We start from the raw sequence: 26415 nt of genomic DNA on the forward strand, positions 1-26415 counted from the left end.
GGCTGTCGTCGGCGGCGGTCCCCTGGGGAGGGTCGACATGTGGGCGGACGACGCTGCGCTCGACGCCGCCGGACGCCGGCTCGACGAGTGGGAGTCGTCGCTCGCCGAACGGGCGGCACGGGCCAAGACGCTCTCGGCGAGGATGCAGGAGCTGACCGGCACCGCCACCAACACCGACCGGACGGTCGGCGTCACCGTCGAATGCTCCGGCCTGCTGATCGGCCTGTGGCTCGACGAACGCATCCGGCAGCAACCCGCGGCGCGCACCGCCCAGCAGATCCTCGAGACCACCGCAGCCGCGCGCACCGACCTGCTGCGCCAGGTCCGCGAACTGACCGTCGAGGCCCTCGGCGACGACGCGAGCGCCCGGGCCATCATCGACTCGTACCGCAGCCGACTGGCCGGTGACCAGGGTTCGAACGATGCCGACCGGTGACGGCATCCACGTCGACCCGGACGAGCTGACCGCCCACGCCACCCGTCTCGACCGCTGCGCCGGCAGTCTCGACACCGCCCGACAGGCAGGCCAGCACGTCCGGTTGGGCGCCGACGCCTACGGTCAGCTCTGCGCGCTGATGCCGACACTGCTCGACGGCCTCCAGCGGACCCTGGTCGACGGCATCGGCGCGGCCGCCGCGTCCCTGCGGGACACCGCAGGCAAGCTACGGGTCGGGGCAGACCGCTACCGAAGCTCCGACGCCCGCGCGCAGCAACTGCTCGACGGGGTACGGCAGCAGCACCTTGATGAGGTGCGGCAGCGCCAGTGACGTCCAATCCCCTCGTCGCCGCAGCAGCGGACAGCCCACCCAGCGCTTGGGCGGGCATCTGGATCTGCGAGGACATCGAACTCATCGCCCAGGGCGTACAAAATGGCAGCTGGATCGACGGCAGCCTCGGCGTGGTGAGCGCCGGCCTGGACGCCCTCGCGTTCGTCTCCGACCCGGTCGGCGCCCTGCTCCAGTACGGGATCGCCTGGCTCATCGAGCACGTCAAGCCGCTCAGCGAGGCGCTGGACTGGCTCGCCGGCGACCCGGCGCAGATCACCGCACACGCCCAGACCTGGCGCAACGTCGCCGCCTCGCTCCGCGACGAGGCCGGCGCGCTGACCCGCGCCGTCCGCACCGACGTCGCCGGCTGGGGCGGCAGCGCCGGCCCCGCCTACCGCGCCTGGGCCGCCGAACAACAGCAGGCCATCACCGGCCTCGCCCAGGGCGCCGACACCATGGCCGCGATCACCGAAGGCGCCGCCGGCCTGGTCGCCGCCGTCCGACTCCTGGTCCGCGACGCCATCGCCACCTGCGTGTCCCGCCTCATCGTGTACGCGGGCGAACTCGTCGTCACCGGCGGACTGGCCGCACCGCTGGTCGTGGAACAGGTCACGACGCTGGTGGCTTCGTGGGCGGCGCGGATCGCGCGGCTGCTGCGAGGGTTGCTCGCCAGCCTGCGGCGGTTGATGCCGGAGGTGCGCCGGCTCGGTGACCTGATCGAGAAACTCAAGCAGGCGCTCGGGCGGCTCCAGAGAGGTGAATCGCCGCCGAGCCGGAACACCCCTGAGCCTGAGCTGCCTCACGAGACCCCAGGCCATGCGGTGACGGAGCAGCAACGAGTCCACGATCTCGGTATGGATCCCGCTACCGGGAGGTTTCGTCCGGGCGAGGCGGAGACGGCGGTTAGCTTGGAGCAGGAGTTGGGCGTGAGGCTGCAGCGCGCAGCGGCGGACTCCTCTGCCGACTGGGTCGACGAGGCCGGACGGACCTACGATGCGGTGGGCAACTTCCCGGCCCGGTTCTTTGACCGTCAGTGGCCGCAACTGCAGTATCAGATTGAGCGACATCTAGACAAAGCAGACTTGGTGCCGGTGGACGTCGGTCAGTTCAACCCGGAACAGGTTGCCCGTATCGAGCAGTTCATTACGGACCGGAGCCTCGGTCCGCGAGTATTCACTGTGGGGAAATAATGGCTGGCCTCATCGTGCTGAAACCCGGCGTCGACTGGACCGCAACCGGAGGGTTGTTCGACTGGACGCTGGAGTTCCTGATCTCCCGCCTCGCGGACAGGCAGACCGCCAACCACCTGCAGGAGATTGTCGACAACAACCTCGGGTCGTTGTGGATCGACGACCTGTCCGCAGCAGCACAGCTGGAGATCGTCACCCATTTGCGGAACGACCTGGTGACGGCTGGCGAGCGGCAACTGCCGGAGACCGAGCACAAGGTCGACGTCATCCGCCATCTTCAGGAACTGGTGGATGCAACCTATTCAGCAGGGTTCCCCGGATCGAGCAATCCTGGTAGGCGCTGACACTGCACGGTCCCATCACCGCAGGTGCTGGGCGTCGCCCCGAGGGAGTCGTCTCGATCCTGCCGCCGCCGGGGTACAACCACGCGATCATCGCGACCCGGCTCATGGTGTGGCTCGCTCAGGGCGGTGTCCCAGCGGAACACATTGCCCAAGCAGTCGGGCTACGCATACCGGGCCGTGACGGCGGCGTCGGCGGACGCATTCCCGACTTAGTCGTGTGGAGCAAGGCTCAGGCCGACGGTGTGGCTGCCGGTCGCCGACGTACTCCTTGTTATGGAGATCGTCTCACCCGACTCCGAGGGTGTCGACACCGTGACCAAGCGCAGTGAATACGCCGCCGCCAGCATCCCCCAATATTGGGTGGTCGACCAGGACGCGGCGCAGACCGTCCCCATGCACCGTCTCGACGGCGACCAGTACGTCGCCCGTGCGACCATGCCGCTCGCCTGGGTCCTCAACACCCGATCTGACGAGCACGGCCTGGGCTGAAGCGGCCCAGACCTCGCGCCTTTTGCCGAAGTGAGTGGTGACCCTCGTCAGCCGTGGGTGAGGCGGCCCTCCTGGTCGAAGCGCAGACGACCGCTGGTCACGGCGACGTGCAGCCCGTACCGGAGTAGCTTGTCGATTTTCTCGGTGCGGCGGCGGTAGCCGAGCCGTTCCAGGCCGGCGCGCAGCAACCGTTCCTCGTCCATGCTCGGCATGCCCTGGAGCACGTGTACGAAGGCGTTAGCCACCTCCTCGGGTGGCACCTCCTCGAACGCGCGGTCGTTGCTGGCCTGCGTGACCCGGTACGCGCGGTACCTCTGCGGGTCGGCGCCTTCGGGCCAGGCGTACCGGCTCACGGTCGGATGCGCGTACACGCGGCGAGAGTCGACCAGCGACAGTACGGCGGTACGCCGGTCCTCCCGGGTCCGGAGGAAACCGAACCGGGCGAGGGCGAGGCGTGCGAGCCGGTGCTGCTCGATGGGCCCCTCAGCCTCGATGATCTCGCGAAGCGCGTTCCGCATCAGGTCACGTACGCGCCGGTCGGTGGCCAGAAGGTCGAGGTCGGCCTGGTCGCCGAGCGGGGTCGGGACGTACGGGATGAATGGGCTCACCGTGATGGTGTCTGCGTCCGACGTCGCCGTGGTCGTGGTGGCCAGTGCGGTGACGGGTGTCGACGATTGACCCCGGAAGGGCTCCTCGTCCACCGTGAGGCGCGGCTGCGGCACCTCCGCGGTCGGTGTCGGGCGCGGCGACTCCGCATCCGTTGCGGAGCGTGGCTGCGGCAGTTCGACGGCTTCGGGCGCCGCTGCGACCGGTGACGACTCGGGCTCGGCGGTGGTGGGGGCGTCGGCCCGGGTGACCGCTTCGTCGACCCGGTCGAGCAGCGCCGATCGGTCGTGGATCCACGCCGGCAGCCAGAACCGCACGACCTCCGGCCAACCCATGATCGAGCGGAGAAGCGTCGGTGCCGAGTCCCGGTCGGCCACCGTCGGGCGTGCGCTCCAGTCCGGGCCGTCGAGCATGACGGCCACCTGCCACCGTGGCGAGCCTGGTCTGCGTACGGCGATGTCCACTGTGAAGTCGGAGAGGCCGTGCGAGGTACGGACCTCGTGGCCGCGGTCGCGCAGCGCCGCGGCCACCTCCTCGCGGATCCGACTGCGCCGTTCGGTGCGGTCGGTGGCGAGGTCACCCAGGCGCTCCGCGCCGGCGGCGGCCATCTCGCAGTACGCCCGCAGGTGCTGGGTGCCCACTGCGGACGTGCGGGACAGGTCGATGTCGGACGGGTCGAACGACGAGTAGAGGACGACCTGACGGCGGGCGCGGGTGATGGCCACGTTGAGCCGCCGCTCGCCGCCGACCTGACTGAGCGGGCCGAAGTTCAGTGGGAGCTGGCCGGTCTCCAGGCTGGTGGAGAAGGCCAGGGAGAACAGGATGACGTCCCGTTCGTCGCCCTGCACGTTCTCCAGGTTCTTGACGAAGATCGGCTCCGCGACCGCGCCGGAGAGGTGCTCGCGGATGATCGGGTCGGGGCTCTCCTCCAGCAGGTTGAGGATGAGGTCCCGCTGCTGGATGTTGAAGGTGACCACGCCGACGGACTGGGTGGCGGTCGCCGGATCATGTAACCGCCGGGTGATGTCCGCGAGGATCGCCCGCGCCTCGACCTCGTTGGTGCGGGATCCGCCCCGGTCGTACCGGCCCTCGACGCGCCGCCAGCTGACGCCCGCCGAGCTGGCGGCGCCGGGCGACGGGAGGCTGGAGAGCTTGTTGTCGTAGTAGTAGCGGTTGGAGAAGGCGATGAGTGACTCGTCGTGGCTGCGGTAGTGCCAGGAGAGCCACCGTTGCGGCAGTCCCGACTCGACGGCCTCGCTGAGAATGCTCTCCAGGTCCTCCGGCACCGGGCCGTTGCCCTCGTCGACCTCGTCCACGCCGTGGCTGGCCTGCATGATGCTGCTCGGCGGCATCTGCCGGGAGTCGCCGACCACCACCACGGCGCTGCCCCGACCCATCGCGCCGATCGCCTCCGCCACGCGGATCTGCGAGGCCTCGTCGAAGATGACCAGGTCGAAGCGTTGGCTCCCCGGCGCCAGGAAGTTCGCCGCGGACGCGGGGCTGACCAGCACGCACGGGGTCAGTGCGAGCACCGCGTCCGCGTACTGCTCGAACAACTCCCGGAAGGACCGCCCGCCCCGCTTACGGCGGAGCTCGGCCGCGAAGTCAGCGAAGCGCCCACGCCGGTCGGCCGGGCTGAAGGGGCGGCGGCGCACCAGCACCGACGGCAGCTGCGTCGGCAGCGCGGACCGCAGCTCACTGGCGGCCGCCTCGAACTGGCTGATCTCGTCGTCGTGCAGTTCCGGGTCGAAGTACTGCAGGCCACCGGCCCGTACCCGCTCGGCGAGGGACGCCGTAGCGACTCCCCGCCGGTAGACCTCCTCGGCGAGATGCGCGGGCACCTCGGTGCGCAGCAGCTGGTCCCGATAGTCGGCGAGACCGGCCGAGGCGAGAACGTCGGCGTGGGCCAGGACGGTCGACCATCGGCGCAGCGGGAACAACTCCTCGCTCTGCAACTCGTGCAGCCAGGCCGCGCCGTCGCGCTGCCAGGCGTCGGTCCAGTGCGAACCGGCGGCCCACAGCGCCAGCTCGGCCCCACCGGAACGCAGCACTCCGCGCCAGGCCCGCCACCGCGAGGCGAACCGGTCGAGGAGCACCGCATCCACATCGGTGAACCCGCCGTGAAACAGCTCCCAGGCCTGCGGGTGCCGAGCCAGGAGCGTCCGGCCGACGCGGGTCGCCTCGATCGCCTCGGTCAGCCGCTCCTGCGCGTGGGGATCCGTGGGCTGCCACTGCGACAGCCGCAGCCCGCTCACCGCAACGACATGCTGGTAGAGGGTCGCCGCCTGCGCCTGGGCGGCCACCAGCCGACCGGTGGCAACCTCCACCCGCTCCACGTCGAGCGTCGCACCGGCAACCAGGTGCACCGCCAGTCGATCCACGATGGCCTGCCGACGCTTGCGCTTACCGATCAGCTTCTTCGCCGCTTCCTGGGCCTCACCGTGCCAGGCGGTCAGCTCCGGCCGAGTGAACACGTCCTGCCGGAAGGTGGCCAGCTCACCGGCGAAGCCCTGCCGGAAGGCCGCCAGGTCCGCCTGAAGACGATTGACCGCCTCGTCCCACCGCCGGTCGCTGGCGTGCAGGGTGGTCTGCCGGTCCGGCAGCAGTCCGCGTACGGCCAGCCAGGCACCCGCCTGTAACTCGCTCACGGTCTCCGGGGCGGGCAGCGTCCGCAGCAACTCGACCAGGTACGGGTGGGCGGCGAGGTCGGCGCGGAGACGTTCGAGCTCACCGGCGATCTCGGTGACCGCGGCGCCGTGCAACCCGTCGAGGGTGCGGCAGCCGCTGATCGCCCACGGGTGCGCCGCCCGGAGTCGGGCCGATCGTGCGGCCGCCGGGAACTCCCGCAGGGTCGTCTCGACCTGCGCGCGCGCCGGGGCGGGTGCGTGCAGGTAGGCCACCGGGATCGGGGCGACCGGTCCGTCCCCGTACGCCAGGGTTTGCTCGTAGGCCGACCAGAGCGACATCCCGACGGGGTTGGTGGTGTGCACCTGGGCCGGGTACTCGGTCAGTGGGGCGAGCCGCGTCCGGTAGGCCGTCTCGACGGCCGTCCACGTGCCGTCGCCGCCCTGGTCGTACTGGTCGAGCGCGTCGCGCAACTGCTGGCGGATCGCGTTGAGGGACTGCTTGCGCCCGTGCAGGTCGAGCGCGAACGGGCCGAGGCCGATCTGCTTGAGGCGGCGCTTGACCACCTCCAGGGCGGCCTGCTTCTCGGCGACGAACAGCACCGACCGGCCCGCGCTGACCGCCCGGGCGATCATGTTGGTGATGGTCTGGGACTTGCCGGTGCCCGGCGGGCCCTCCAGCACGAAGGAGTGGCCCCGCTCGGCGCGCACGATGGCCTGCATCTGCGACCCGTCGGCCGGGATGGGCAGGTGCAGGTCGGCCTCGTCGACGGCGATCTCGACGTCGTGCTCCGGGCGGGCGGGATCGTCGAACGTGGCGCCGGAGGACTCGACCAGGTGCCGGACGACCGGGTTCTCCATGAACCGAGGCCAGTGGTCGGTGAGGTCCCGCCACATCTGGAAGGTGGAGAACTGCACCAGCCGAAGGCTGGCGGTCTCATCGATGCGGTAGTTGAGCCGGTTGTCGAGCAGCCCGGTGTTGATCGCGGCCAGGGTCTTGGCGATGTCGATGCCGTGCTCGTCGAGGACCGGTCGCTCCAACTCCGGGATCCGCACGCTGTGCTTGACCCGCAACCACTCGATCAGGCAGTAGTTCGGGCTGGCGACCTCGGTGCCGTCGATGACCATCGCGTACGGGCGACGGCCGCTGCCGCCCTCGATGCGTACCGGTAGGAGGAACAGCGGCGCGTACGCCTCTCCCCCGGTCGTCTTGGTGTGGACCAGGGTGCCGATGGTCAGGTAGAGGTAGTTGCTGCCGGTCTCCTGCTCCATTGTGCGCGCCTCGCGCTGCAGCGCGCGCATCGCGGTCTTGTAGCGGGCGTCGGTGACCGCGCCGTAGACACGCCGATCGGTTCGCAGCTCCCGGGTCAGGATCTCGGCGTCGAGGTCCTGCGCCCGACGCGTTCCGGCCAGCTCGTGAACGTGACTGATGTCGTCCTGCGGAATGACCTGCACCTGACGGCCGTCGTGAATGAGGTCGTCGAGCAGTGCCAGCGCACCCGCCGGCACGTGCAGATCCAGGCCACGGCCACGCTTGGGCAGGTTGAGCAGCGGGTTACGCAGGCTCAGGTCGAGCAGCGACTTCTTCCACTGCTGGACGCGCGCCGGCGACCCGTCGGACTGCTGCGGCACCTCCTCGCCCTCGTCGGCGAACTGGCGCAGTTTCGCGGCGGCGACGCCGGGCGGAAGGTCGAGGGACGCTGTTATCTCTGCCGTCGCCTCGGCGTCGACCGCGGCGGGCACGATCAGTTCGTCGGCTGACGGCAGCGGGCGGATCCCCGACCGATGGGCGAGGTGGACGTCGACGACGCCCTGCGTGCGTTCGCCGTCGCCGCGGAAGTGGCCGAGCCCGACGCGGACAGCCTCGGTGAAGGCCGCCGACTGTGTGCCCGGCCCGATGCGGGTCAGCTCGACCGGCACGGCCCGGCCGGAGTCCACCATCGAGATCAGCAGGTTGGTCTCGGTCACGGCGGCCGAGCCCAGCCGTTCCTCCTCCAGCAGGAAGCCACCGAAGGCGTGCCCCGCGCTGACGAAGATGAGCGGGTGCAGCCCCGCCGCCTCCAGACACGCGGCGTACGTGACGGACAGGTCGAGGCAGTTGCCGAGCCGGCCGTCTAGCACCGCCGCGGTCGTGCGAACCTTCTGGCCGGTGTTCTCGAAGGACGCCGGCAGGGTCTGGTAGGTGATCTCGAGTTGGCGCAGCGCCTCGTACACGGCGCCGGCGATCAGGGCCGCCCGCTCCGAACCCTCCTGATAGCCCTGCAGAGAGCCGGAGCCGGTCCGCGCGAGCAGGAGCTGGGCGGCTGCCCGCAGAACCGCCTCCACAGCCCGCGTGTTCGGCTGCACGAAGGCCGCCAAGCTGTCGTACAGGGCAGGGCTGTTGAACCACTCGTTGTGCGCCAACACTCGTGACGGCGCGACCAGCCGCAGTGCCTCCTCCTGCGCCTGCACCCGAAGGGTGTAGTCGACCGGGAACGCCTCATCGGTGCGGTACAGGAGCACGCGGTCGGGCGTGAAGTCGCGGAAGTCGTCCCAGCTCGTGCTGGCCCCAGGGCGCAACGGCGCAGCGAGGGTACGCGTCCACGGCTCGGTCAGCGCCCCGTCCGGGCCTCGCAGCTCCAGCGTCAACGTGACATCGGTCAGCGGCACCGCACCTCGGTTGACGAGCGTGAGGTGACGCACCAACGGCACCCGGTTGTGCACCAGGGCTGCGTTGATCGCCGGCTGCACGAGCAGCCCGACTTCGAGCTGGTCGTCGTCGGCGGTGAACTGCGCGAAGACGCTGTCGGACATGGGCGTTTCTCCAGGTGGGAGACCAGGGAGGGCCAGCCTAGCGGTCACCCGACCAGTAGGGATGGCCCCGGCCGTACGGGCCCGATCCAGCTGAGACCGCCGGGTCGGGGGTATCAATTGGTTACCCGCCGGTGCGGCGGATCGCGACTCGTCCTTTTCCTGGCGCTGTCGCAGACCAGGGCAGCCGTACCCGACGGTCGGCAGGCCGCGCCGGCCACTTCGAACCGGGCGAGGGTACGCGAGCACCGGCCGCAGTCGTCGCCAAACCCTTTCCGGGCTGATCTGCCCGACAGTCCTGAAGCACACGCGCGTCAGATTCGCGACACCTGCACTCTCGACCATCACCTACGCTGCGACGACTTGAACCCGAGGGATTGGCGCCTCCTCCGTGACGGACGCGATCACCGCCGACGAGCACATCTGCCGTCACTGTGGCGTCATCTGCACTCAGCACGGCGATCGGTGGATCCATCCCGAGCCCTGGCGCAGTCTGAGGGTCCGGCGAATCTGTAACGGGCCAGAGCCACTGCGACCGGCGACACCGCAGGAAGCGAAGCGTGGCGGTATGCAGCTCGTCCGGCGCGACCGATGGATACGGGAGGCCCAGCTACGGCAGCTCGTCCTGCCCGCCGACAGCCCGGTCGAAGTCGCCATTGTCGGCTGCTACCAGCTACAGACAAGTGAACACCAGCATCCTCGAGGCTGGGGCTACGTCGCAGACGACGGCCACTATGGGTTCGGAGCGACCACCACTCAGCGGCGCTTCGACGGCGACGGTGAGTTGGCGGCTGAGGCACGGGCGCTGTTCTGGGCGCTACACCGGCTCATGCCGACCTACCGGGTGACCGTTGTGACTGACTACCCGGCCATCGTTGAAGTGGTCAACGCGTGGCGTCAGGGGGACCTAACTGCGGCCCCAACCGGCTATGACCGCTCTGATCGAACCTCCGGGCGCAAGGCCAAGTTGATGTTTCTGGCGCCCCGCGTCCACGAACACGCCGATCGGGTGGCAGTACGGCTGGTGGATGGCTATGAGGAGACCGTGCTCGGTCGCGCCGCCAACGAACTCTCCGTCCTCGGATGGAAGTGGTGTGCCAGCGAACTCACGAAGATCTCGGCGAGCGAACGAGCGCTCGCGGTCGCGAGTAGCGCCCTTGACGCTGAGCCAATCTTGGTTTCCTACTCCGACACCTCGGAGGATAGTGAGGATTCCGAGGACCACGGCTCCGGTTTTTCCACCCCTGGCTCATCCACCCCTGGCTCATCCACCCCTGATGATGAAAGCGACAACATGTCGAACGACCCGTACCGACAAAGCCGTCGAGAGCTTCTTATCAACGGGCGCCGTGTCCGGATCTCGGACCTGCTCGACGCGGGGCTGCTATCTCCGGGCACCGAGCTGACCTTTCAACAACGGATCGGCGAGACCCCGTACCGGGCCACCGTGACAACCCGTGGACAGCTTCGCCTTCCCGACGGCCGAGAGTTCGCCACTCCCTCCCGTGCCGCCGTCGAGGTCTCAGGTCTCGTCGCGGTGCCCGGGTGGGCGGTCTGGCGGGTCCAGCCCAGCGGGCAGACGCTCCACCAGTTGCGGGTACAGCTACTCAAGGATGTCGCTGAGGAGGTCGGGGCGGATCACGCGCGTCCGCACGAGGAGGCGGAGGCGGTACGACGCCGTTTCACGCTGCTCGAGGAGGCACGGGCGGATGCCGAAGCGGGTCGACCACGTACGTTGACCGTCCGCGAGTTCATCAAGCACTGGGGCATCGAGGACCGCGACCGCACCGCGAGTGTGCAGATCGACGCCGACCTGGCCAACCACGGGCTGACGACCGTCCCCGACTTCCGCACCGTCAGCTTGGACAAAACGATCCGGATCATGGTGCCGGAAGGCGACCACCCCACGGTCACGGTCGAGCCCGGTGCCGACAACAGCGAGCCGCCATCCTCCGCCAGTGATGAGGAAAGCGTCGACGTCGGGTTGACGCTGGGTAACCTCCTGCCCGACGACATGTCACTGACCTGGGTGTCCCCGGCTGCCTCTTTCGAGGAGGCGATCACTGCAATGCAGGTCGACGACTTCTCCCAGATCGCGGTGCTCGCCAACCCGTACACGCTGCACGGTGCGGTGAGCTGGGAGTCCATCGCGGCCGCCAAGCACCGCGACGGGACTGCCACGTTCAGTGACGCGATCGATCGCCGCGCGGCTACCCGAGTCTTCGACTACGACGTACGGTTGCTCGACGTGCTGGGAACACTGCAGCAGGATGGATTCATCTTCGTCCGAGACGACCAGCGCAAGATCACCGGAATTCTCACCGCCGCAGACGTGGTGCGCAAGTATGACGAGACGGCGACTCCGTTCTTCCTCATCGGAGAGATCGACCAGGAGTTGCGGCAGCTCCTGCAGAACACCTTCGACGAGGAGACCGTCAAACAGGCGTGCCTGTCGGCCGGACTGTCGTTCAAATCCTTCGAGTCGATGTCCGTCGGGCAGTACCAGGCGGTGCTTGACAACCCGGACTGCTGGAAGCAGTTGGGGTGGCCGCTCGACCGGAAGGTCTTCATCAAGCGTCTCGATCGGCTACGCCGCGTCCGCAACAACGTCATGCACTTCAATCCCGACCCGGTCAAGCCCACCGACGTGGCCAAGCTGCGGAACTTCCTCGACCTGGTTCGTCGGTATCGCGCGTGAAGACTCACACCTTCCGGCTCGACGGCCGGACCTACTCGCTCAATGTCGAGGCAGTCCGGGTCGCGCTGGCAGACCTGAACCGCCAGGACCTGCGCGAACACTGGGTCGAGATCGACGGCATCCGCTGGCCTGTGAAGCAGGTGTTCGGCGCTGTCACGGGTCTGCACCGAAGCGCCTTCACCTCACACACCGCCCTGCGGCACCTCCACGCGTTGGAACTCCCGACCAGCATTCGCACGAAGGGCAATGCACGTGCTGGGACGAACCCGTCGTCGGTCTCATCCGAGGTTCGACCAGACCTGGCGGCAGCCTTCGCGATGCTGCTCGCCTTTCTCGGTTCCGCTGACCTGACCGGCCGAATCTCCGACCTGGAAGCGCAACTCGACGGAGCCGACCGTCGAGCGGCGTCCTCGCTCATTGAGGAGGCGGGCATGGGCTCGGAGCTGCTGCGCGCCGCGCTCCTGGTACGCCAGCACGCCGGCCGTCTCAGCGACGTGATCCACGCTGCGGCGATCACCCTGGTGCTGCCACAAATCATGGAGGCCGGCGAACGGGTCGTCTGCCGGCCGTCGCTTGCGGCGGGCAACGACCTGAGCAGACCCTATGATCTGGAAACCGATCGGAGGATCGCCGAGTTCAAGATGTCGGTATGGAAGGGTGCGGACGCCATGCGCAAGCGCGGCGTCTTTGCCGACCTGGTCCACCTGGCACTCGACACGTCAGGTCGCCGACCCCAGCTCTACGTCGCCGGACCGCCAGCCATCCACTTCCTGAGGGGTGCGAGGAGCACTGCGGCGTGGGGACTCAACAGGTCTTCGCCCCGACTGCGGCAGCGCTTCGAGGAACGGTTCGGACCGCTGGACGTTCCGATTCGCGACTTCACCGCCGGCCCCGCCGCTCGCGTCGAATTGATCGATCTGACCGTCCTACTGCCCGATGTGGCCACGGTCATCGTCTGACAGCCGGCAGGACCCGGTTGGCGTCATCGGAGGCAGGCGGAATCCCCAAACTTACCGACCCGATCCCCGAAGCCCAGGCCGTCTGCATGCCAGCACACCGTCATACGCGTCGCGAACCCGGTCCGTCGAACAGCGGGCGTGCAGGGTTACCCGAATGAGAGATTGGAGCTAGTCGGTCACCAGTCGCGGGCCCAGTCGGGTGGCGGCACTACGGCGAGTTGCGGCTCACCGCTGATGGGTTCGAGGGCGTGGATCACCCGCAGGTCCCCGTCGGCTGCGGCGTCCTCGTCGGTGACGACCCGCCCACTGCTGCCGTCGGTGCTGACCAGCAACCACCGGTCGGGGTGGATGCTGCCGTCATCGACCAGCGCACGCACCCCGAAGGTTCGGGCGAGTGTCGCCGCAAACTCCCGCTCCGCCTGGCCGGTGGCGTCGGCGAGCTCAGTGTCCCCGGTCAGGATCCATCCGAATCCCTCATCCTCGTCGGGGGGATTGAGCATGGCGATCGGCCGCGGGTCATCGACCGCTCGGTCTTCGATTCGACCGACGTAGACGGCGTCGGCTGAGATGCCGTAATCCTCTTTGAGGATCCGCCGCAGAGCGGCTGCGGGCAGTTCCTTCTCGAAGTGGATCTGATAGCGCAACACTTACCCCCGGTAGCTCTTGTGGTGGCGGAAGACATCCAGCGCCCGCTCCTGCGCGGCCTCGGTCAGGAACGGATTGCGGGCCATCGCGCCCTTTGCCTTCTCGATGTCGCCGCCAGCGGCAATGTACTCCTTCAGTGCGCCGTACTCGGCGCGGTTCAACTGCGCCAGGCCGGGACCTGCCTCAGGAAAAACCGTGCCGCTCGGCTCGACCGCGTAGGTGCGGCCGTTGACCTGATAGCGCTGTCGTTCTGGGTCCCAGGTGGCACGACCGGCTCCGATGTCATCCAGGTCCTTGGCGACGTCCGTGCCGGGCAGGACGACGGTGTTGACTTCCTTCGAGGGATTCTTTGGCCGGATGCTGTCGAGATTGTGCCGCGGATGCGGCGGCTTGAGAGGGATCTTGCCGGCTGGACCGGGGATGGCTCTTCGGGCCGCATCAATTGCGTCATCGGCGGCCCCCGGCCCGACCTCCCTGGCCTCGCGCATCGACGCTGACGCGGCCTTGGCGATGATGCCGGAGGCGACCTCGCTTCCCGCCTTCCGGCCGCGCCTACCCAAGGACGATCTCCAGCGCCTGTCCGATCAGAAAGTCGATGGCAATGTCGATCAGCTTTTTGAAGATAGGGATCTCCAGCAACGAGGCGCCCAGGGTTGGCCCAGCCGTGGCGATAGCCTGAGCGATCGCAATGGCCAGCAGAGCCAACTGGACGATGACGTTGACCTTCAGAGCGAGCACCGCCATGGCACACACCAACAGCGCGGCTCCGACTGCGCGTGCTCCGGTTCCGATGCCCTGCAGCACCTCCGGCGCCGAGTCGGTGTGGGCCCACTGGGCACGGAAGGCCTCCAACGCCTCCCCGTGGTTGTCGCTGAGCATCGCGGCGGCCTGACCTGCGGCGGAGGCGACGCTGTCGGCCTCCGCCGCGAAGGCGATCCACGCCTGGCCCAGTTCGAAAAGCCGTTCCTCGTCGCTCTCCGGCCAGATGTAGCCGAGTTCGTTCAGCAGGCCGGACAGCTCCCCCGGAATCTGGATGCCCATCGTGGGTCAGCCCAACGCACGGAACAGATCGGCATTGTCTTCCTCGACCTGATCATAGGCGTTGCCCATGCCGACAAGGCCGTCAGCGAAGCCGGTCAGCGCGTTGAGAACGGAGGTGACCGATCGCTCTGCGATTTGGTGGGCGGCTTGGTAGGACACGCCAATCAAGCCACCGACATCGTCCGCACCGAAGATGTCTCCCATCGCGTCGGCCGTCCCCCGAAGTTGCTGCCACCGCTCGCCGAGCTGACCTGCCGCCGTCCGCACTGCCTCACCGGCCTCCCGTAGCTGAGCCGGGTCGACGTCCAGCGGTCTCATCGGCGCGGCTCACGTAGCAGCGCCACAACGTCCTGCAAAGCCTGGCCCATCTGGGCCATCTGCCGGATCGACTGGTCCTGCACCTTGTGCAGGCCGCCCGCCAAGGCGTCGACGTCGACGGGCTGCCCGATGGCAGGCCGGCCTCCTCGTAGGACGTCGAGTGCCTCGTTGACGGCGGTCATCACATGCTCGGCCAGCTCCCACGAGGGCAAGCGCATCAGTCGCGGGTCGATCATGAACGAGTCAAGTCTGCCGCCGGTGATGGTGGCGGTGACCAGCCCATCTGCGGCGCTGCCATGGGCGGCAGGGACCTCGTGGGAATCGGCGAAGGTTTCCGAGCGGCCGGACCCCACGGCTTCCAACGCCCGACGCGTCTCGGTCAGGAGATCGTCCATGGAAGACAGCTCACGTTCACTCGCCACAACACAGGAAGATATCAGCTCAGTACGCAGCGTCAGCGCCGAGCGGGACGCTCGCCAAGATGGATCCCGCCGTGGACGTCACGTGCCTGCACCACCGGCCCGTCCACGTCACCCGAGACCGAGTTGGCTACACCGCCGACACCTTCGGCGACGGTGGCCTCGACCTGCGACCACCGCGATCGCAGCTCGGCTCCGAAGGCCACGTCGCGGCGCGACTCCCGTTCGAGGAGCTCGGCGAGGCGGCCCACCGCCTCTGGCGAAGGCTGTTGCAAGGCGTCCTCGATGGCGGCATGGTTTGCCGGCTCGTGCTGAAACCGGCTGCGCAGAAAGCCGATCAAGGAAGACACCGCTACCCGGCCACTCTGAGCCAGCTCGGTCGTCGCCCACGCGACGAGCGTCGTCGCCGCGGTCACCATGATCGGGTCGGTCACAATTCCGCCTCTCGCCATCGCCCCCGGGTTCGTAGAAACGAACGGCGGGCGCGAGTAATCAAGTGGCTCGATGTTACCTTGGGTGCTCTCGCGGAACACCTGACCTCGGAGGTCGCCATGAGCGGACAGCGTTGGGAAGCGGACCCTTCCGCCGAGCTCACGCGCCGATGGGGTAAGTCCTCCCACGAGCTGGGCAACACCTCCGGCGACGGCAGCTGCCCCGACGTCTGGGAGTTGAGCAACGGCGACATCGCGGTGATTGGGCAGGACCTCACCGAGACGTACCAGGAACGACTCCCAGCCGGTGTCTCCGTGGATCCGGGCGAGCGACTTATCATCATTCCCCGATCGACAATGATCGCGGCGAAGGTGGACATACCTGATGCATGACCTGTTCCGCGGGGATCCTGGCGAGCAACTCCGCCTAGAGGACTACTGGGCGGACTTTGAGGATCGGTTCTGGCAGACCGGCGATCCGGGCTTCTGGAAGCTGGAACGTCAGCAGACCTTCAAGGAGCCCGGCGACAAGGGTTGGCAGGCGTTTGCCGACGGGCGGTGGGAGGATTCGCTGCGAATCCTCGACGCGCGCCGCCCTGAATTTCAGAGCTACTACCGGCGAATCGCCGACAGCGGGTTCGCCACCCGCCGGGTACGGGTCGTCGAAGAGCCCCTTACGCCTTACCTTCAATGGGAGCTACACGTACTGCGACTGCGGCACGAGTACGGCGGCCTGACCCATGTGGTCGACACGGACGCGGTGGGGGCAGCCGAGTCGGGTGGACAGGTGCCGGAGATCTACACCCTCGGCACCGAGGTGATGTATGAGGCCGTCTACGACGCCGACGGTGTGCTGGCGTCCGCCCGCCGCTGGCGTGACCCCGACTTGGTGGCAAGCTGCCAATCCTTCATCGAGTCGCTCTACCAGGGCGGTGAGCCGCTCGACGAGTTCTTCGCCCGTGTGGCGGCGCCGTTGGGACCTCCCCGCGCGGGGTGAGAGATGGAAGGCGCAGGGTCAGACGGAGCCGGGCAGCGGCCCGCTCAGGTGAACCGGTCCGCGTTGTCCGGCCCGGCGGAGCTGGTCCAGGCCCGCGATGTGTACGGCGGTGTGCACTTCCACGGGGAGGCAGCTTCCCAGGAGCGACCGCAACAGCTCCCCGGTGACGTCCGCGGTTTCGTCAACAGGGTGGAGGAGCTACAAACGCTCAACCGGCTTCTGACCGACGGGGAAGGGAGCGCCAATGTCAGCCTGTCGGTGATCACCGGGACGGCCGGCGTCGGCAAGACCTCAGTCGCCCTGCGCTGGGCGCACAGCATTCGGAGCAGGTTTCCCGACGGCCAGCTCTACGCCAACCTGCGTGGTTACGATCCGGGCCAGCCGGCGCAGCCGGATCAGATCCTCGACCGCTTCCTGCGGGCCCTTGGCGTTCCACCTTCGGCGGTGCCAGCAGATCTCGACGAACGGGCGGCGCTGTACCGCTCTCGACTGGCCGGCCGGCGCGTACTCGTGGTGTTGGACAACGCCGCCACCGCGCGTCAGGTGCGCCCACTGCTGCCTGGCACGGATCACTGCCTGGTCGTCGTCACGAGCCGGAACATGCTCTCCGGGCTGGCCACTCGCGACGGCGGCCGACGGCTGACTCTGCGCATGTTGACCGAGGACGACGCCGTCACCCTGCTGCGCGGCATCACCTCGCCCTACCGCAGCGGCGACGACCCCTCCGACCTGAGAGAGCTGGCCCGACTCTGCGCTCGGCTGCCCCTCGCACTGCGCATCGCCGCCGAACGGGCGGCGAGCCGGCCATTCATGCCCCTCGGCGAGCTCATCGAAGATCTACGAGACGAGTCGGCCCTGTGGGACGCACTCACCGCCGAGGAAGACGAGGAGTCCGACGCGGTACGTGCGGTGTTTGCCTGGTCCTACCGCGCCCTGAACCCGACGGCCGCCCGACTGTTTCGACTTCTCGGGCTGCACCCTGGTCCGGACCTCAGTGCCCCGGCCGCCGCCGCGCTGACCGGCATGGCGGTGTCCCGGGTACGGCAGCCTCTCGACGCTCTGGTCGGCGCTCACCTGCTGGAGCAGAGCGCTCCGGGGCGCTACCAACTCCACGACCTGCTGCGCGCCTACGCGGTCGACCAGGTCCGCCACCTGGAGAGCGCAGACGATCGGCAGGCGGCACTGCGCCGTGGGCTGGACTGGTATCTGCACACCGCCGACGCCGCGCTGGCCCGTACTCTGCCCTTCTACCGGACCGTACCGTTGGATCCGCTGACCGACGTCACTCCGCTCGCCTTCGCGACCAACGCCGAGGCGGACGCCTGGTTCGACGCCGAACGGGACAACCTGGTCTCCGCCACACGAATTGCGGCCGATGCCGGCCTACCGCGGACCGCCTGGCATCTGGCGGTGCTGCTGCGCAGCGTCTTCATGCATCAGAACGCCTTCGAGAGTTGGTTCGCCACGGCCCGGATCGGGCTGGCGGCAGCCCGCACGCTCAACGACCGGCGCGGCGAGGCGGAGGCACTGGAAAGCCTCGGCAAGGCCCACTTCCAAGCCCGCCAACTCACCGAGGCCGCCGAACACCATCAGGCCGCACTGGTCATCCGCCGGGAGATCGGCGACGAGTACGGCACAGCAGTGTCGATCAACGCGCTCGGGTTGCTGGGTCTGCGCAGTCGTCGTCTCACCGACTCACTCACCCACTTCGGCGAGAGCTCGGCGATCTTCGAGCGGCTCGGCAACCGTCGGTGGCAGACCCTGCTGCTCGGCAACCTCGCCGAGACTCGCTACGAGCTGGGCGAGCTGACCGATGCTGCTGAGATGCTGGATCGGGCACTCGTGGTGCAGCGGGAGATCGACGACCGGGGGCAGGAGGGCAATTCGCTCTTCCTCCTGAGCATGACCCTGCGGGAACTCGGCCGCGTCGACGAGGCGCGGGCCGCGATCGAGTCAGCCATCGCTATCGCCGAGGGTGCGAGCCAGGTGTGGCTGGGGCACTGGCTGGTGGAGTATGCGCGGGTGCTGCGCGCTTCCGGTCGGCAGGCCGAGGCGCTGGAGCCCGTGCACCGGGCGGCCACAATTCAGCGCCAGCTCGGGGACCGCAGCCGCGAGGCGATGGCCCTTGATGGCGCCGGTGAGGCGTACCGGGAGCTGGGGCAGGCGGACGAGGCGATCGCCTTCCACCTCCGCGCGGCAGCGGTCCACCGACAGCTCGGCGACAATTGGCAACTCGCCCTGACGCTGGACCACCTGGCCGCCGCGCTGACGGCGGCGGGCCGCCCCGAGGAAGCCGGACAGCACTGGAGGGAGGCTCATGCCCTGCTGGCGGGCTTCGGCGACGCGCGTGCTGCTGCGCTTCAGGAAGGCATCGCGGCGTCGCTATCGACCCGCACGGAGTAGGAGCCCTGCGCTGCGGGCCTATCGGCCTGCATGGCCCCCGATGAGGTGTGGGGCGGCGCCCCGTTCGGTCCGTAGACACTCCTGGTCCACGGTGGCACGGTCCGATCATGACGTTCCGGCTTCCTGATGCGCTTCAGACATCCGATGACGCTGCCGCCATCATGCTTTTGAAGCGTTACTTCGGTACGCCGTACCTCGGTCCCGGTTGTGCCGACGGCGCGTACTTCGACACCTGGTCGACCGGTAGCGAACCCATGCGCTTCACGGCTGAAGACCTGATCGCGATCAAGTTCCTCTCCGTTGAGGCACCGAAGACAGCGGTACGGGCGCTGCTGCGTGACCGCTCCGGCGAATTCTCGAGGTTGCTCGTAGACCTCGGCCCCGACCGCGACCTGGCCAACGAGGTCGAACTCCTCGGCCCCACTTGGGCTGGCTGGCGGATGATGGATGCGCTGCGCACCATCCCGGGCGTCGGTACAACCATCGCGTCGAAGCTGCTGGCGCGGAAGCGTCCACGCCTGCGGCCCATCTGGGACACGGTGGTCGCTGCCGTGACTGACACAGTCCCGGCCCAGTGGGAGCCACTGCGGGCGGCACTGCGCGCCAACGACTGCGCGTTGCACCGACGGCTACTGCGCCTACGCAACGTGGCTCAGCTTCCGGCCGAGGTCAGCGCGTTGCGCATCCTCGACGTAATAGCGTGGCGCGAAGGCAAGGATCGCGGCCTGTAAGGCGGAAAACCATGCCGATCACTCACTGGATCTATCCGACTAACGAGAAGGGCAACGCGACGGCCTCCAGGCGGTTCGATCCGGTGACAGCGGAGGACTTGTGTTCAACGTCAGTGCCAACGTTCGTCAGGCTCGCGGGATCGCGAGCGCGGGTAACGGCACGATGATGAGGTGGACGGAGGCGCCGGCCATCTTCAACATCTTCGGAATGTCACTCGCGCCCTGACTCTGACTCGACGCACTCCCTACGGGTCTCTGTAGTCGGGGCTGCGCGGGGAGTGCGTTGTTTCAGCCAGGCAGTGCCGCTCTCACCACCAGCGAGGCGGCAGTGTGCGGGAGCGGCACATTGAGAACGAGGTCCTCCCCGCGGTCTTCGAGCGGGCCGAGCACCACGGCGACTTCGTAGCGTTCGGGCTCGGCCCAGATCTCGGACCAGGTCAGGGATGGGCACAGCAGCTCTCGCGGACCGAGCTGCTGTTGGTGAGGTTTGCCGGGAGCGAGAACGAACCCATATCCGATCGCGTCGACGCTCTGGGCCCTGGTGTCGCCCGGATTGTTGACCATCGGCCCTCCACCGACAATGACGCCGTCCTTCAGGTAGAGCACCTGAAGGAGTGACGGCGGACTGGAGATCACCTGGACCGCCCGAGTGGCGACGAATGTCACCGTTACCGCGGGACCCGAGTGGCCATTCACCTTGGCTACCGAGGACACCTCTGCCGTGAGGATGCCTTCCGAAGTTGAGCCGGGGTGGTCGTAGCGGTCGCCGCAGACGTACACCCCAGGCTTTTCTTCGGTGGTGGCGGTAGACCCGGTGGGAGTCGACGGCCCCGGTGTGGCGCCCGTGCCGGTGATCGGACCACCGCCACCGACGATCCCGGCCGCGGCGACCGTCACCAGCGAGACCACCATGATCGACGCGGCAGCGGTGCCCGCCGCCAGTAGACCGCGCCGTCGCCGGACACGTGCGCGCAGGCGATCGGTGGCGAACGACGGCGGAGCGGCCCGGTCTGCCAAGCTTGCCAGGCGCTCCCGCCAAAGACGATCATCGGACGGCACGGTCGTCCTCCCTGGTGTCGTCGTGCAGCAGCCGGGCCAGTCGGCGTCGACTGTCGTGCAGGTGGCGTTTCACCGTGCCGACCGCGCAGCCGAGTTGTGCGGCAATCTCTGGAATAGGCAGATCAACGTGGTAGTAGAGGACGACGCACGCTCGTTGCTGGGGAGCGAGCGCCAGGAGCGCCGCCTGGAGGTCGTGGCGGGCATCGACGGCACGTGAGTCGTCCTCGATCCGGTCCGGTGCGGCCGCGAACGGCATCACTCGCCGCCACACACCGCGTCGACGGACCCGGTCGAGGTAGAGGTTGAGTACGGCCTTGCGAACGTACTGCTCAGGGTTTTCGACCTTGTCGCGCCGTGGCCGGGTGAACGCCCGCACCAACGCGTCCTGCACCAGGTCTTCAGCGTCGCTGTCATTGCCGCACAGCAGGTAGGCGTAGCGTTTCAGCGCCGCGCCTCTGGCGTTGACGAGATCCGTCAGCACCTGCTCCCAACCGGCCACAGCAGGGTCCCCTCGGTGTTGTCCTCAGTATCTTGGACGAACAAGCGGCTTCCCTGGTTGGGGGCCAGCTCCGGAGGCACCGAACGGTTCAGCACCGGCCTGCTGACATCGAAGCAGATTAGCCCGCCGTCGGCGCGCAGCTCGTGCGGGTAGGGTCGAATCATGACGATTCCCCACCTGACGGCAGCCGACGGCACCACCCTGCCGGCGATCGGGCTCGGCACGTATCGACTGAACGGCTCGGCGGGCGTCGACGCGATCGGGCAGGCGATCCGGGCGGGTTACCGGTTGATCGACTCGGCGGTGAACTACGAGAACGAGGGCGCGGTCGGTCGGGCGGCCCGTGCGGCGGGTGACGTGCGGGACGAGCTGGTCGTCACCTCGAAGCTGCCGGGGCGGCACCACCGGTACGACGAGGCGCTGACCACGATCGAGGAGAGCGTGTTCCGCACCGGCCTCGACCGGATCGACCTCTACCTGATCCACTGGCCGAACCCCAAGGAAGACCTGTACGTGCAGGCGTGGCGGGCGCTGATCGAGGCGCGCGAGCGTGGCCTGGTGCGGCATCTCGGCCTCTCCAACTTCCTGCCCGAGCACATCGACCGGCTGGTGGCCGAGACCGGGGTCGCCCCGGTGGTCAACCAGATCGAGGTGCACCCGTACTTCCCGCAGCGGGAGGCGCTCGACTACCACCGGGAGCACGGCATCCTCGTGCAGGGCTGGAGCCCGCTCGGCCACGGCAACGACCTGCAACAGCACCCCGCCATCGTGGAGATCGCGACCGCTCACGGCGTCAGCCCGGCGCAGGTCATTCTTGCCTGGCACGTGGCCCGCCAGGTGATCCCGCTGCCCAAGGCCGCCTCCCCGCAGCGGCAGGCCGAGAACCTGGACGTCTTCGGCATCAAGCTCACCGACGGTGAGGTCGAGGCCATCACCGCGCTGGGCCGCCCGGACGGGCGGCTCGCGGACCAGGACCCCGCGGTGTACGAGGAGTTCTGAGAGTCGCCTTGCCGGTTGTCGCGCGCTGAAGGCCGCAGACCAACGGCATGGCGTGGCCGCTACGAGGCGTGGTCTCACGGCGAGCGGGTAGCACGACGGAGCGTTATGACTCAGAGGAATATTTATACCCGTGAGTCATAACGCTCGACGAGACATCCGCCCCCAACCAGCGATCGACCGGGCCGCGCAGCGAGGCGATGGGACGTCAGCCACGCGACGGGGCGACAGCGAGGCGAGACCGTGTCACCCGGGCCGGCAGCGGCCCGGGCGACGCGGCGTCGCTTAGACGAGCCCGCCGAGGGCCGGGTCGCTGATGCTGTCCTTGCCGTTCTCGACATGACCTGCGCAGCGGTACGCGAAGTCGGCGTCACCCGCGACGCTGACGGTGAGGTCGTACCAGCCGTGGGCGCGGGTGAGCGCCCACGTTCCGCGCTCCGTTTCGCCGGGTCGCAGCGACAGCTTCACCGGGCGGGAGTTGTACCGGTCCCGGACGGTCACCTCGATCCGCTTCGAGTCGCGGTTCTTGAGCGTGAGGGCGATCTGGTTGTGGCGCTCGTCGTACGAGGGTGTGACGTCGAGGTGTGACCGGCCGCCCGTGAAGCGGCGGAAGAACCCGTTCGGCCCGTGCACCGACAGGTCGTAAGAGGACTCAACCTGCCAGGTGTCGGTCAGGTGCTTGCCCGGCTCCACGGTGTAGCTGCGCGGGGCATCCGTGCTGCCGGCCTGGCGGACCTGGAGGACCGCGGCGGCCCCGCCGGAGTTGCGGAAGTCGATGCGGAACGAGCCGCCGGCGAGATGCCCGTCGGCGTGCAGGGTGTACGGGATCGCGCGCGCCGGCCGTACCCCGTGCTCCTGCTTCGGCAGCCGCTGGTCCACCGGCGGGACCGGCACCTCGTCGGGGTGCCGGACCAGGTCCTCGGGCTTGAAGTCGTCGGTGTCGGGCAACCTGACATCACGCGAGCGGTTCGGGTGCCGGAAGTCGAACGCCGTGGTCAGGTCGCCGACGATGGCGCGCCGCCACGGGGTGATGTTCTGCTCGATCAGGTCCGGCCGGCCGTGCCCGAACCGCGCCTCCAGGAACTTGATCAGCGAGGTGTGGTCGAAGACCTGCGAGTTGACGTAACCGCCTCGTGTCCAGGGCGAGACGATCACCATGGGCACCCGGATACCGAGGCCGTACGGCCCGGCCGGGTGGTCGGCGTCGCCCGGGAAGATCTCGTTGGTGGTCGGCACTGTCGACTGCCCGTGCTCGCGGGTCTGTGGGGGCGTCGGCGGGACCACGTGGTCGAAGAAGCCGCCCTCCTCGTCGTACGTGATGAAGAGCGCCATCTTGCTCCACACCTCGGGGTTCGACGCGAGGATGTCGATGACCTGCGAGATGTACCAGGCGCCGTACGCCGGTTCCCAGTTCGGGTGCTCGGTGTACGCCTCGGGCGCGGTGATCCAGGAGACCTCCGGCAGGCGTCCCGCCTCGACGTCGGCGCGGAAGTCGGCCAGCAGCGCCTCCGGGTCGCGGCCCTGGGTCCTGATCTCCGTGCCGGTCTTGGCCTTGTCGGCCAGCGGGGTCCCGGGCTGCGCGTTCTGGTACTGGTGGAAGTAGAGCAACGAGTTGTCCCCGTAGTTGCCGATGTACGGGTCGTTCGTCCACCCCCAGGAGCCGGCGGCGTTGAGGCCGGTGCCGACGTCCTGGTAGACCTTCCAGGAGATGCCGTTACGCTCCAGCCGCTCCGGGTAGGTCGACCAGTCGTAGCCGGCCTCCGCGTTGGTGATGACCGGACCGCCGCCCTTGCCGTCGTTGCCGACCCAGCCGCTCCACAGGTGATAGCGGTTCGGGTCGGTCGGGCCCATCAGCGAGCAGTGGTAGCTGTCGCAGACGGTGAACGCGTCCGCGAGCGCGTAGTGGTACGGCAGGTCCTGGCGGGTGTGGTACGTCATCGCCGTGACGCCCTTGTTCGGCACCCACTGGTCGAACCGGCCGTCGTTCCAGGCGGCGTGCCCGTCGTTCCAGCCGTGCGGCGGGTCCGGCAGGAAGGTCTGGCCGAGATCCTTCACCTCGGGGCGGAACGGCAGCAGCTCGTCGTCGCCGTTGGGCTGGTGCCACACGTCCTTGCCGGACGGCAGCGTCGCCGGGTGCGGGTCACCGAACCCGCGTACGCCCCGCATGGCGCCGAAGTAATGGTCGAAGGAGCGGTTCTCCTGCATCAGGATGATGACGTGCTCGACGTCCTTGATCGTGCCGGTCCGGTTGTTCGCCGGGATGGCGAGCGCCTTGCTGAGGTCCATGGGGAGCGCCGCGCCGATCGCGGGAACACCCATCGCCTTGAGGAAGGTACGCCGATCCACAGTGCCCATAACTCCGCCTTTGTGCGACCTGGTCGAGAAACTGGCGACCGGACGCTACCGACGGCGGGTTGACGGCAGATGGCCGTAGTTGGTTGGTTTTGCGACCACTCGGCGACCGGCTCCGGGCCCGGAAAACCTGCACTCAACTGCCGGTCAGGCCGCCTTTTCGCCCTCGCGGGCGAGCCGGCGGTGCCCGCTCGGGCTCATTCCGTGGACCCGTTTGAAGGCCGCGCTGAAGCCGAAGGGGTCCGCGTACCCGAGTTGGCGTGCCACGGCGGCGACGGTCGCGGTCGACTCGGCCAGCATGTCCGCGGCGAGGGTCATCCGCCAGTCGGTCAGGTAGGTCAGCGGCGGCTCGCCCACCATCGCGGTGAACCGTTTGGCCAGTGTGGACCGTGAGACCCCGGCCTGCCCGGCCAGGCTGGCCAGGGTCCACGACCTGCCCGGGTCGTCGTGCATGGCCCGCAGCACCGGGCCGACGGTGTCGTCGCTCAGCCCGCGGTACCAGCCGGGGGCCTCGGCGTCGGGCTGATCGAACCAGTCCCGCACCGTGCACACCAGCAGCCAGTCCAGGAGGCGGTCCAGCACGATCTGCCGGCCGGGCCGGCCCGCGTCGAGCTGTGCGTCCAGGTAGTCGCGCAGCGCGGCACAGTCGTGGTCGTCCGGCACGACGACCACCGGCGGCAACGCGCCCAGCAGCCGCTGGGGCACCCGACCCCGGACGTGGTACACGCCGACCAGCAGCACCAGGCGCTCGGTGTGATCCGCGTCCACCGCGTCGATGGTCCCGGTCCGGCCGCGCCGCACGTCCCGGAGCTCGCCGGGGTGGAAGCTCGACCGCGGCTCGGCGGAGAACGTGAACGGCGTCGGCCCGCGTACGGCGGCGACCTCACCGACCCGCACCAGGCGGGGCTTGTCGCTCTCCGGGTGGGAGATCCAGCCCTCGCCCCGCAGGGGGACGCAGAGCGTCAGCGGGGCGCCGTCGGTGAACCGCAGCGCCCACGGCGGCGTCAGCACCGACCGGCCGAAGGCCGCACCGTCGGCGTGCACTCCGCGCAGCAGGGTGTCGAACGGGTCCATGGCCCCGACGATAGAGCCCCGGCGATGGGGCCCGGACGATCGGACATGCGCGGCGTACGACAGCACATGTCCTGCCGGCGGTCGGGCGAGTTGACTCGTGACCATGACGACGGACGCACCTTCGATACTCGTGATGGCCGGGACCGGCAAGACCGGTCGCCGGCTGGTACGGACGCTGCGGGCGACGGGCCGGCACGTCCGGGCGGCCTCCCGCTCCGGTGAGGTGCGGTTCGACTGGTCGCGGCCGGCAACCTGGCAGCCGGCGCTGGCGGGAGCGTCGGCGGTCTATCTGCTGGCGCCGGAGGATCCCGCGCTGGCGGCCGACTTCGTGACCCAGGCCGTCGACTCGGGTGTCGGCCGGTTCGTGGCGCTGTCCGGGCGCGGGATCGACCAGATCGGTGACTTCTCCCCCGGCATGGTCGCCGCCGAGGAGGCGGTGCGGAAGTCCGGCGTCCAGTGGACGATTCTCCGGGCGAACAACTTCAGTCAGAACTTCAGCGAGGACCTGTGGCGCCAACCACTGCTCGACGGTCGGCTGGCCCTGCCGATGGGCGCCACCCCGGAGCCGTTCGTCGACGCGCAGGACATCGCCGACGTGGCCGCGACGCTGTTGACGTCGCCCGGCCACCACGAACAGGTGTACGACCTGTCCGGTCCTCGCGCGCTCACCTTCGCTGAAGCGGTGGCGGCGATCGCCGAGGCCACCGGTCGCCCGATCCGCTACGTGCCGCTCACGCCGGAGCAGTACCGGGCCGAACTTGTCGCCGAGGGCCTACCGCCGGAGGTGGTCACGGCGATGGACGTCCTGTTCGCCGGGATGCGCGCGGGTCATCTCGCCGAGCCGGCCGACGGGGTGCGGCGGGTGCTCGGGCGTGACCCGCTCGACTTCGACACCTACGCCGCCCGGGCGGCGGCAGCCGGCGCGTGGTCCTGACTGCGGGCGGCGCTGGTCGGGGCTAGGGGCGGTGTGAGAGCGGCGTAAC

At 68.8% G+C, this 26415-nt stretch carries 24 protein-coding genes; 13 read left to right on the plus strand and 11 right to left on the minus strand.

Annotation, left to right across the window (positions count from 1 at the left end):
* Window positions 1-37: 37 nt before the first annotated feature.
* From LADH09A_RS17220 to LADH09A_RS17240, 5 genes are all read left to right on the plus strand, one after another.
* Window positions 38-436, plus strand: a complete 399-nt coding sequence (locus LADH09A_RS17220) for a YbaB/EbfC family DNA-binding protein (RefSeq protein ID WP_238646322.1) — start codon at window positions 38-40, stop codon at window positions 434-436.
* Window positions 423-767 carry a type VII secretion target gene (locus LADH09A_RS17225; protein WP_238646324.1) on the plus strand — a complete coding sequence of 115 codons (345 nt, stop codon included), beginning with the start codon at window positions 423-425 and terminating at the stop codon, window positions 765-767. Before LADH09A_RS17220 ends, LADH09A_RS17225 begins: the two co-directional genes overlap by 14 nt.
* Window positions 764-1957 (plus strand): WXG100-like domain-containing protein, encoded by a 1194-nt coding sequence (locus LADH09A_RS31945; protein ID WP_238646326.1) that lies wholly within the window; start codon window positions 764-766, stop codon window positions 1955-1957. The genes LADH09A_RS17225 and LADH09A_RS31945 overlap by 4 nt, the downstream gene beginning before the upstream one ends.
* On the plus strand, window positions 1957-2301 hold the full coding sequence (locus LADH09A_RS17235) for a hypothetical protein (protein WP_238646328.1): 345 nt from the start codon (window positions 1957-1959) through the stop codon (window positions 2299-2301). The genes LADH09A_RS31945 and LADH09A_RS17235 overlap by 1 nt, the downstream gene beginning before the upstream one ends.
* Before the next feature lie 273 nt (window positions 2302-2574).
* Window positions 2575-2790 (plus strand): Uma2 family endonuclease, encoded by a 216-nt coding sequence (locus LADH09A_RS17240; protein ID WP_238646330.1) that lies wholly within the window; start codon window positions 2575-2577, stop codon window positions 2788-2790.
* A 47-nt stretch (window positions 2791-2837) separates the two neighbouring features.
* On the opposite strand, the gene proA is transcribed toward LADH09A_RS17240, so the two are convergent.
* Window positions 2838-8813 carry an anti-phage protein ProA gene (gene proA, locus LADH09A_RS17245; protein WP_238646332.1) on the minus strand — a complete coding sequence of 1992 codons (5976 nt, stop codon included), beginning with the start codon at window positions 8811-8813 and terminating at the stop codon, window positions 2838-2840.
* Window positions 8814-9378: 565 nt separating this feature from the next.
* Between proA and LADH09A_RS17250 the strand changes: the two genes are divergently transcribed.
* Both LADH09A_RS17250 and LADH09A_RS17255 read left to right on the plus strand, forming a co-directional pair.
* Window positions 9379-11508, plus strand: coding sequence for a restriction system modified-DNA reader domain-containing protein (locus LADH09A_RS17250; protein ID WP_238646333.1), 2130 nt, complete (start codon window positions 9379-9381; stop codon window positions 11506-11508).
* Complete coding sequence (locus LADH09A_RS17255) at window positions 11505-12467, plus strand: hypothetical protein (RefSeq protein ID WP_238646334.1); 963 nt, start codon at window positions 11505-11507, stop codon at window positions 12465-12467. The genes LADH09A_RS17250 and LADH09A_RS17255 overlap by 4 nt, the downstream gene beginning before the upstream one ends.
* Before the next feature lie 176 nt (window positions 12468-12643).
* Here the strand turns inward: LADH09A_RS17255 and LADH09A_RS17260 are convergent, their stop codons facing one another.
* Genes LADH09A_RS17260 through LADH09A_RS17285 form a run of 6 tightly spaced genes read right to left on the minus strand, consistent with a single transcriptional unit; the run spans window position 12644 to window position 15324 of the window.
* Complete coding sequence (locus LADH09A_RS17260) at window positions 12644-13114, minus strand: hypothetical protein (RefSeq protein ID WP_238646336.1); 471 nt, start codon at window positions 13112-13114, stop codon at window positions 12644-12646.
* The gene (locus LADH09A_RS17265; RefSeq protein ID WP_238646338.1) at window positions 13115-13672 is read right to left on the minus strand and encodes a hypothetical protein; all 558 of its coding nucleotides are present in this window, start codon (window positions 13670-13672) and stop codon (window positions 13115-13117) included. It abuts the gene before it with no gap.
* Window positions 13665-14153, minus strand: a complete 489-nt coding sequence (locus LADH09A_RS17270) for a WXG100-like domain-containing protein (RefSeq protein WP_238646340.1) — start codon at window positions 14151-14153, stop codon at window positions 13665-13667. Before LADH09A_RS17270 ends, LADH09A_RS17265 begins: the two co-directional genes overlap by 8 nt.
* A 6-nt stretch (window positions 14154-14159) precedes the next feature.
* Window positions 14160-14471 carry a WXG100 family type VII secretion target gene (locus tag LADH09A_RS17275; protein ID WP_238646342.1) on the minus strand — a complete coding sequence of 104 codons (312 nt, stop codon included), beginning with the start codon at window positions 14469-14471 and terminating at the stop codon, window positions 14160-14162.
* Window positions 14468-14866, minus strand: coding sequence for a YbaB/EbfC family nucleoid-associated protein (locus LADH09A_RS17280; RefSeq protein WP_238646344.1), 399 nt, complete (start codon window positions 14864-14866; stop codon window positions 14468-14470). Before LADH09A_RS17280 ends, LADH09A_RS17275 begins: the two co-directional genes overlap by 4 nt.
* A 59-nt stretch (window positions 14867-14925) precedes the next feature.
* On the minus strand, window positions 14926-15324 hold the full coding sequence (locus LADH09A_RS17285) for a hypothetical protein (RefSeq protein WP_238646346.1): 399 nt from the start codon (window positions 15322-15324) through the stop codon (window positions 14926-14928).
* A 117-nt stretch (window positions 15325-15441) separates the two neighbouring features.
* Between LADH09A_RS17285 and LADH09A_RS17290 the strand changes: the two genes are divergently transcribed.
* The 4 genes from LADH09A_RS17290 (at window position 15442) to LADH09A_RS17305 (ending at window position 19452) form a co-directional block, all read left to right on the plus strand.
* Entirely contained in the window at window positions 15442-15714 is a 273-nt protein-coding gene (locus LADH09A_RS17290; protein ID WP_238646348.1) for a hypothetical protein, read from the plus strand.
* On the plus strand, window positions 15707-16318 hold the full coding sequence (locus tag LADH09A_RS17295) for a DUF6879 family protein (protein WP_238646350.1): 612 nt from the start codon (window positions 15707-15709) through the stop codon (window positions 16316-16318). The genes LADH09A_RS17290 and LADH09A_RS17295 overlap by 8 nt, the downstream gene beginning before the upstream one ends.
* A 48-nt stretch (window positions 16319-16366) precedes the next feature.
* Complete coding sequence (locus LADH09A_RS17300) at window positions 16367-18721, plus strand: ATP-binding protein (RefSeq protein ID WP_238646352.1); 2355 nt, start codon at window positions 16367-16369, stop codon at window positions 18719-18721.
* A gap of 107 nt (window positions 18722-18828) precedes the next feature.
* A complete protein-coding gene (locus LADH09A_RS17305) occupies window positions 18829-19452 on the plus strand; it encodes a DUF6308 family protein (protein WP_238646354.1) in 624 nt (207 codons plus the stop codon).
* Window positions 19453-19740: 288 nt separating this feature from the next.
* On the opposite strand, the gene LADH09A_RS17310 is transcribed toward LADH09A_RS17305, so the two are convergent.
* Window positions 19741-20511 carry a hypothetical protein gene (locus LADH09A_RS17310; protein WP_238646355.1) on the minus strand — a complete coding sequence of 257 codons (771 nt, stop codon included), beginning with the start codon at window positions 20509-20511 and terminating at the stop codon, window positions 19741-19743.
* Window positions 20498-21010, minus strand: a complete 513-nt coding sequence (locus tag LADH09A_RS17315) for a sigma-70 family RNA polymerase sigma factor (RefSeq protein WP_238646357.1) — start codon at window positions 21008-21010, stop codon at window positions 20498-20500. Before LADH09A_RS17315 ends, LADH09A_RS17310 begins: the two co-directional genes overlap by 14 nt.
* A gap of 162 nt (window positions 21011-21172) precedes the next feature.
* Here LADH09A_RS17315 and LADH09A_RS17320 point away from each other — a divergent pair, with 162 nt between their 5' ends.
* Window positions 21173-22009, plus strand: coding sequence for an aldo/keto reductase (locus LADH09A_RS17320; protein WP_238646359.1), 837 nt, complete (start codon window positions 21173-21175; stop codon window positions 22007-22009).
* A 282-nt stretch (window positions 22010-22291) separates the two neighbouring features.
* Here LADH09A_RS17320 and LADH09A_RS17325 read toward each other — a convergent pair whose 3' ends face one another.
* Complete coding sequence (locus LADH09A_RS17325; RefSeq protein WP_238646361.1) at window positions 22292-24361, minus strand: phosphocholine-specific phospholipase C; 2070 nt, start codon at window positions 24359-24361, stop codon at window positions 22292-22294.
* 144 nt (window positions 24362-24505) lie between these two features.
* The gene (locus LADH09A_RS17330; protein ID WP_238646363.1) at window positions 24506-25432 is read right to left on the minus strand and encodes an AraC family transcriptional regulator; all 927 of its coding nucleotides are present in this window, start codon (window positions 25430-25432) and stop codon (window positions 24506-24508) included.
* 103 nt (window positions 25433-25535) lie between these two features.
* Here LADH09A_RS17330 and LADH09A_RS17335 point away from each other — a divergent pair, with 103 nt between their 5' ends.
* Complete coding sequence (locus LADH09A_RS17335; protein ID WP_238646365.1) at window positions 25536-26366, plus strand: NAD(P)H-binding protein; 831 nt, start codon at window positions 25536-25538, stop codon at window positions 26364-26366.
* The last annotated feature ends 49 nt before the right edge of the window (window positions 26367-26415 follow it).

It is taken from the genome of Micromonospora cabrerizensis (assembly GCF_022230955.1).
Lineage (GTDB): Bacteria > Actinomycetota > Actinomycetes > Mycobacteriales > Micromonosporaceae > Micromonospora > Micromonospora cabrerizensis.

Bases quoted from the DNA above. Each gene is read 5' to 3' on its own strand.
- LADH09A_RS17220 (WP_238646322.1), top strand. From the start codon at position 38: ATGTGGGCGGACGACGCTGCGCTCGACGCCGCCGGACGCCGGCTCGAC.
- LADH09A_RS17225 (WP_238646324.1), top strand. From the start codon at position 423: ATGCCGACCGGTGACGGCATCCACGTCGACCCGGACGAGCTGACCGCC.
- LADH09A_RS17235 (WP_238646328.1), top strand. From the start codon at position 1,957: ATGGCTGGCCTCATCGTGCTGAAACCCGGCGTCGACTGGACCGCAACC.
- LADH09A_RS17240 (WP_238646330.1), top strand. From the start codon at position 2,575: ATGGAGATCGTCTCACCCGACTCCGAGGGTGTCGACACCGTGACCAAG.
- proA (WP_238646332.1), bottom strand. From the start codon at position 8,813: ATGTCCGACAGCGTCTTCGCGCAGTTCACCGCCGACGACGACCAGCTC.
- LADH09A_RS17250 (WP_238646333.1), top strand. From the start codon at position 9,379: ATGCAGCTCGTCCGGCGCGACCGATGGATACGGGAGGCCCAGCTACGG.
- LADH09A_RS17270 (WP_238646340.1), bottom strand. From the start codon at position 14,153: ATGGGCATCCAGATTCCGGGGGAGCTGTCCGGCCTGCTGAACGAACTC.
- LADH09A_RS17275 (WP_238646342.1), bottom strand. From the start codon at position 14,471: ATGAGACCGCTGGACGTCGACCCGGCTCAGCTACGGGAGGCCGGTGAG.
- LADH09A_RS17280 (WP_238646344.1), bottom strand. From the start codon at position 14,866: ATGGACGATCTCCTGACCGAGACGCGTCGGGCGTTGGAAGCCGTGGGG.
- LADH09A_RS17290 (WP_238646348.1), top strand. From the start codon at position 15,442: ATGAGCGGACAGCGTTGGGAAGCGGACCCTTCCGCCGAGCTCACGCGC.
- LADH09A_RS17295 (WP_238646350.1), top strand. From the start codon at position 15,707: ATGCATGACCTGTTCCGCGGGGATCCTGGCGAGCAACTCCGCCTAGAG.
- LADH09A_RS17305 (WP_238646354.1), top strand. From the start codon at position 18,829: ATGACGTTCCGGCTTCCTGATGCGCTTCAGACATCCGATGACGCTGCC.
- LADH09A_RS17320 (WP_238646359.1), top strand. From the start codon at position 21,173: ATGACGATTCCCCACCTGACGGCAGCCGACGGCACCACCCTGCCGGCG.
- LADH09A_RS17325 (WP_238646361.1), bottom strand. From the start codon at position 24,361: ATGGGCACTGTGGATCGGCGTACCTTCCTCAAGGCGATGGGTGTTCCC.
- LADH09A_RS17330 (WP_238646363.1), bottom strand. From the start codon at position 25,432: ATGGACCCGTTCGACACCCTGCTGCGCGGAGTGCACGCCGACGGTGCG.
- LADH09A_RS17335 (WP_238646365.1), top strand. From the start codon at position 25,536: ATGACGACGGACGCACCTTCGATACTCGTGATGGCCGGGACCGGCAAG.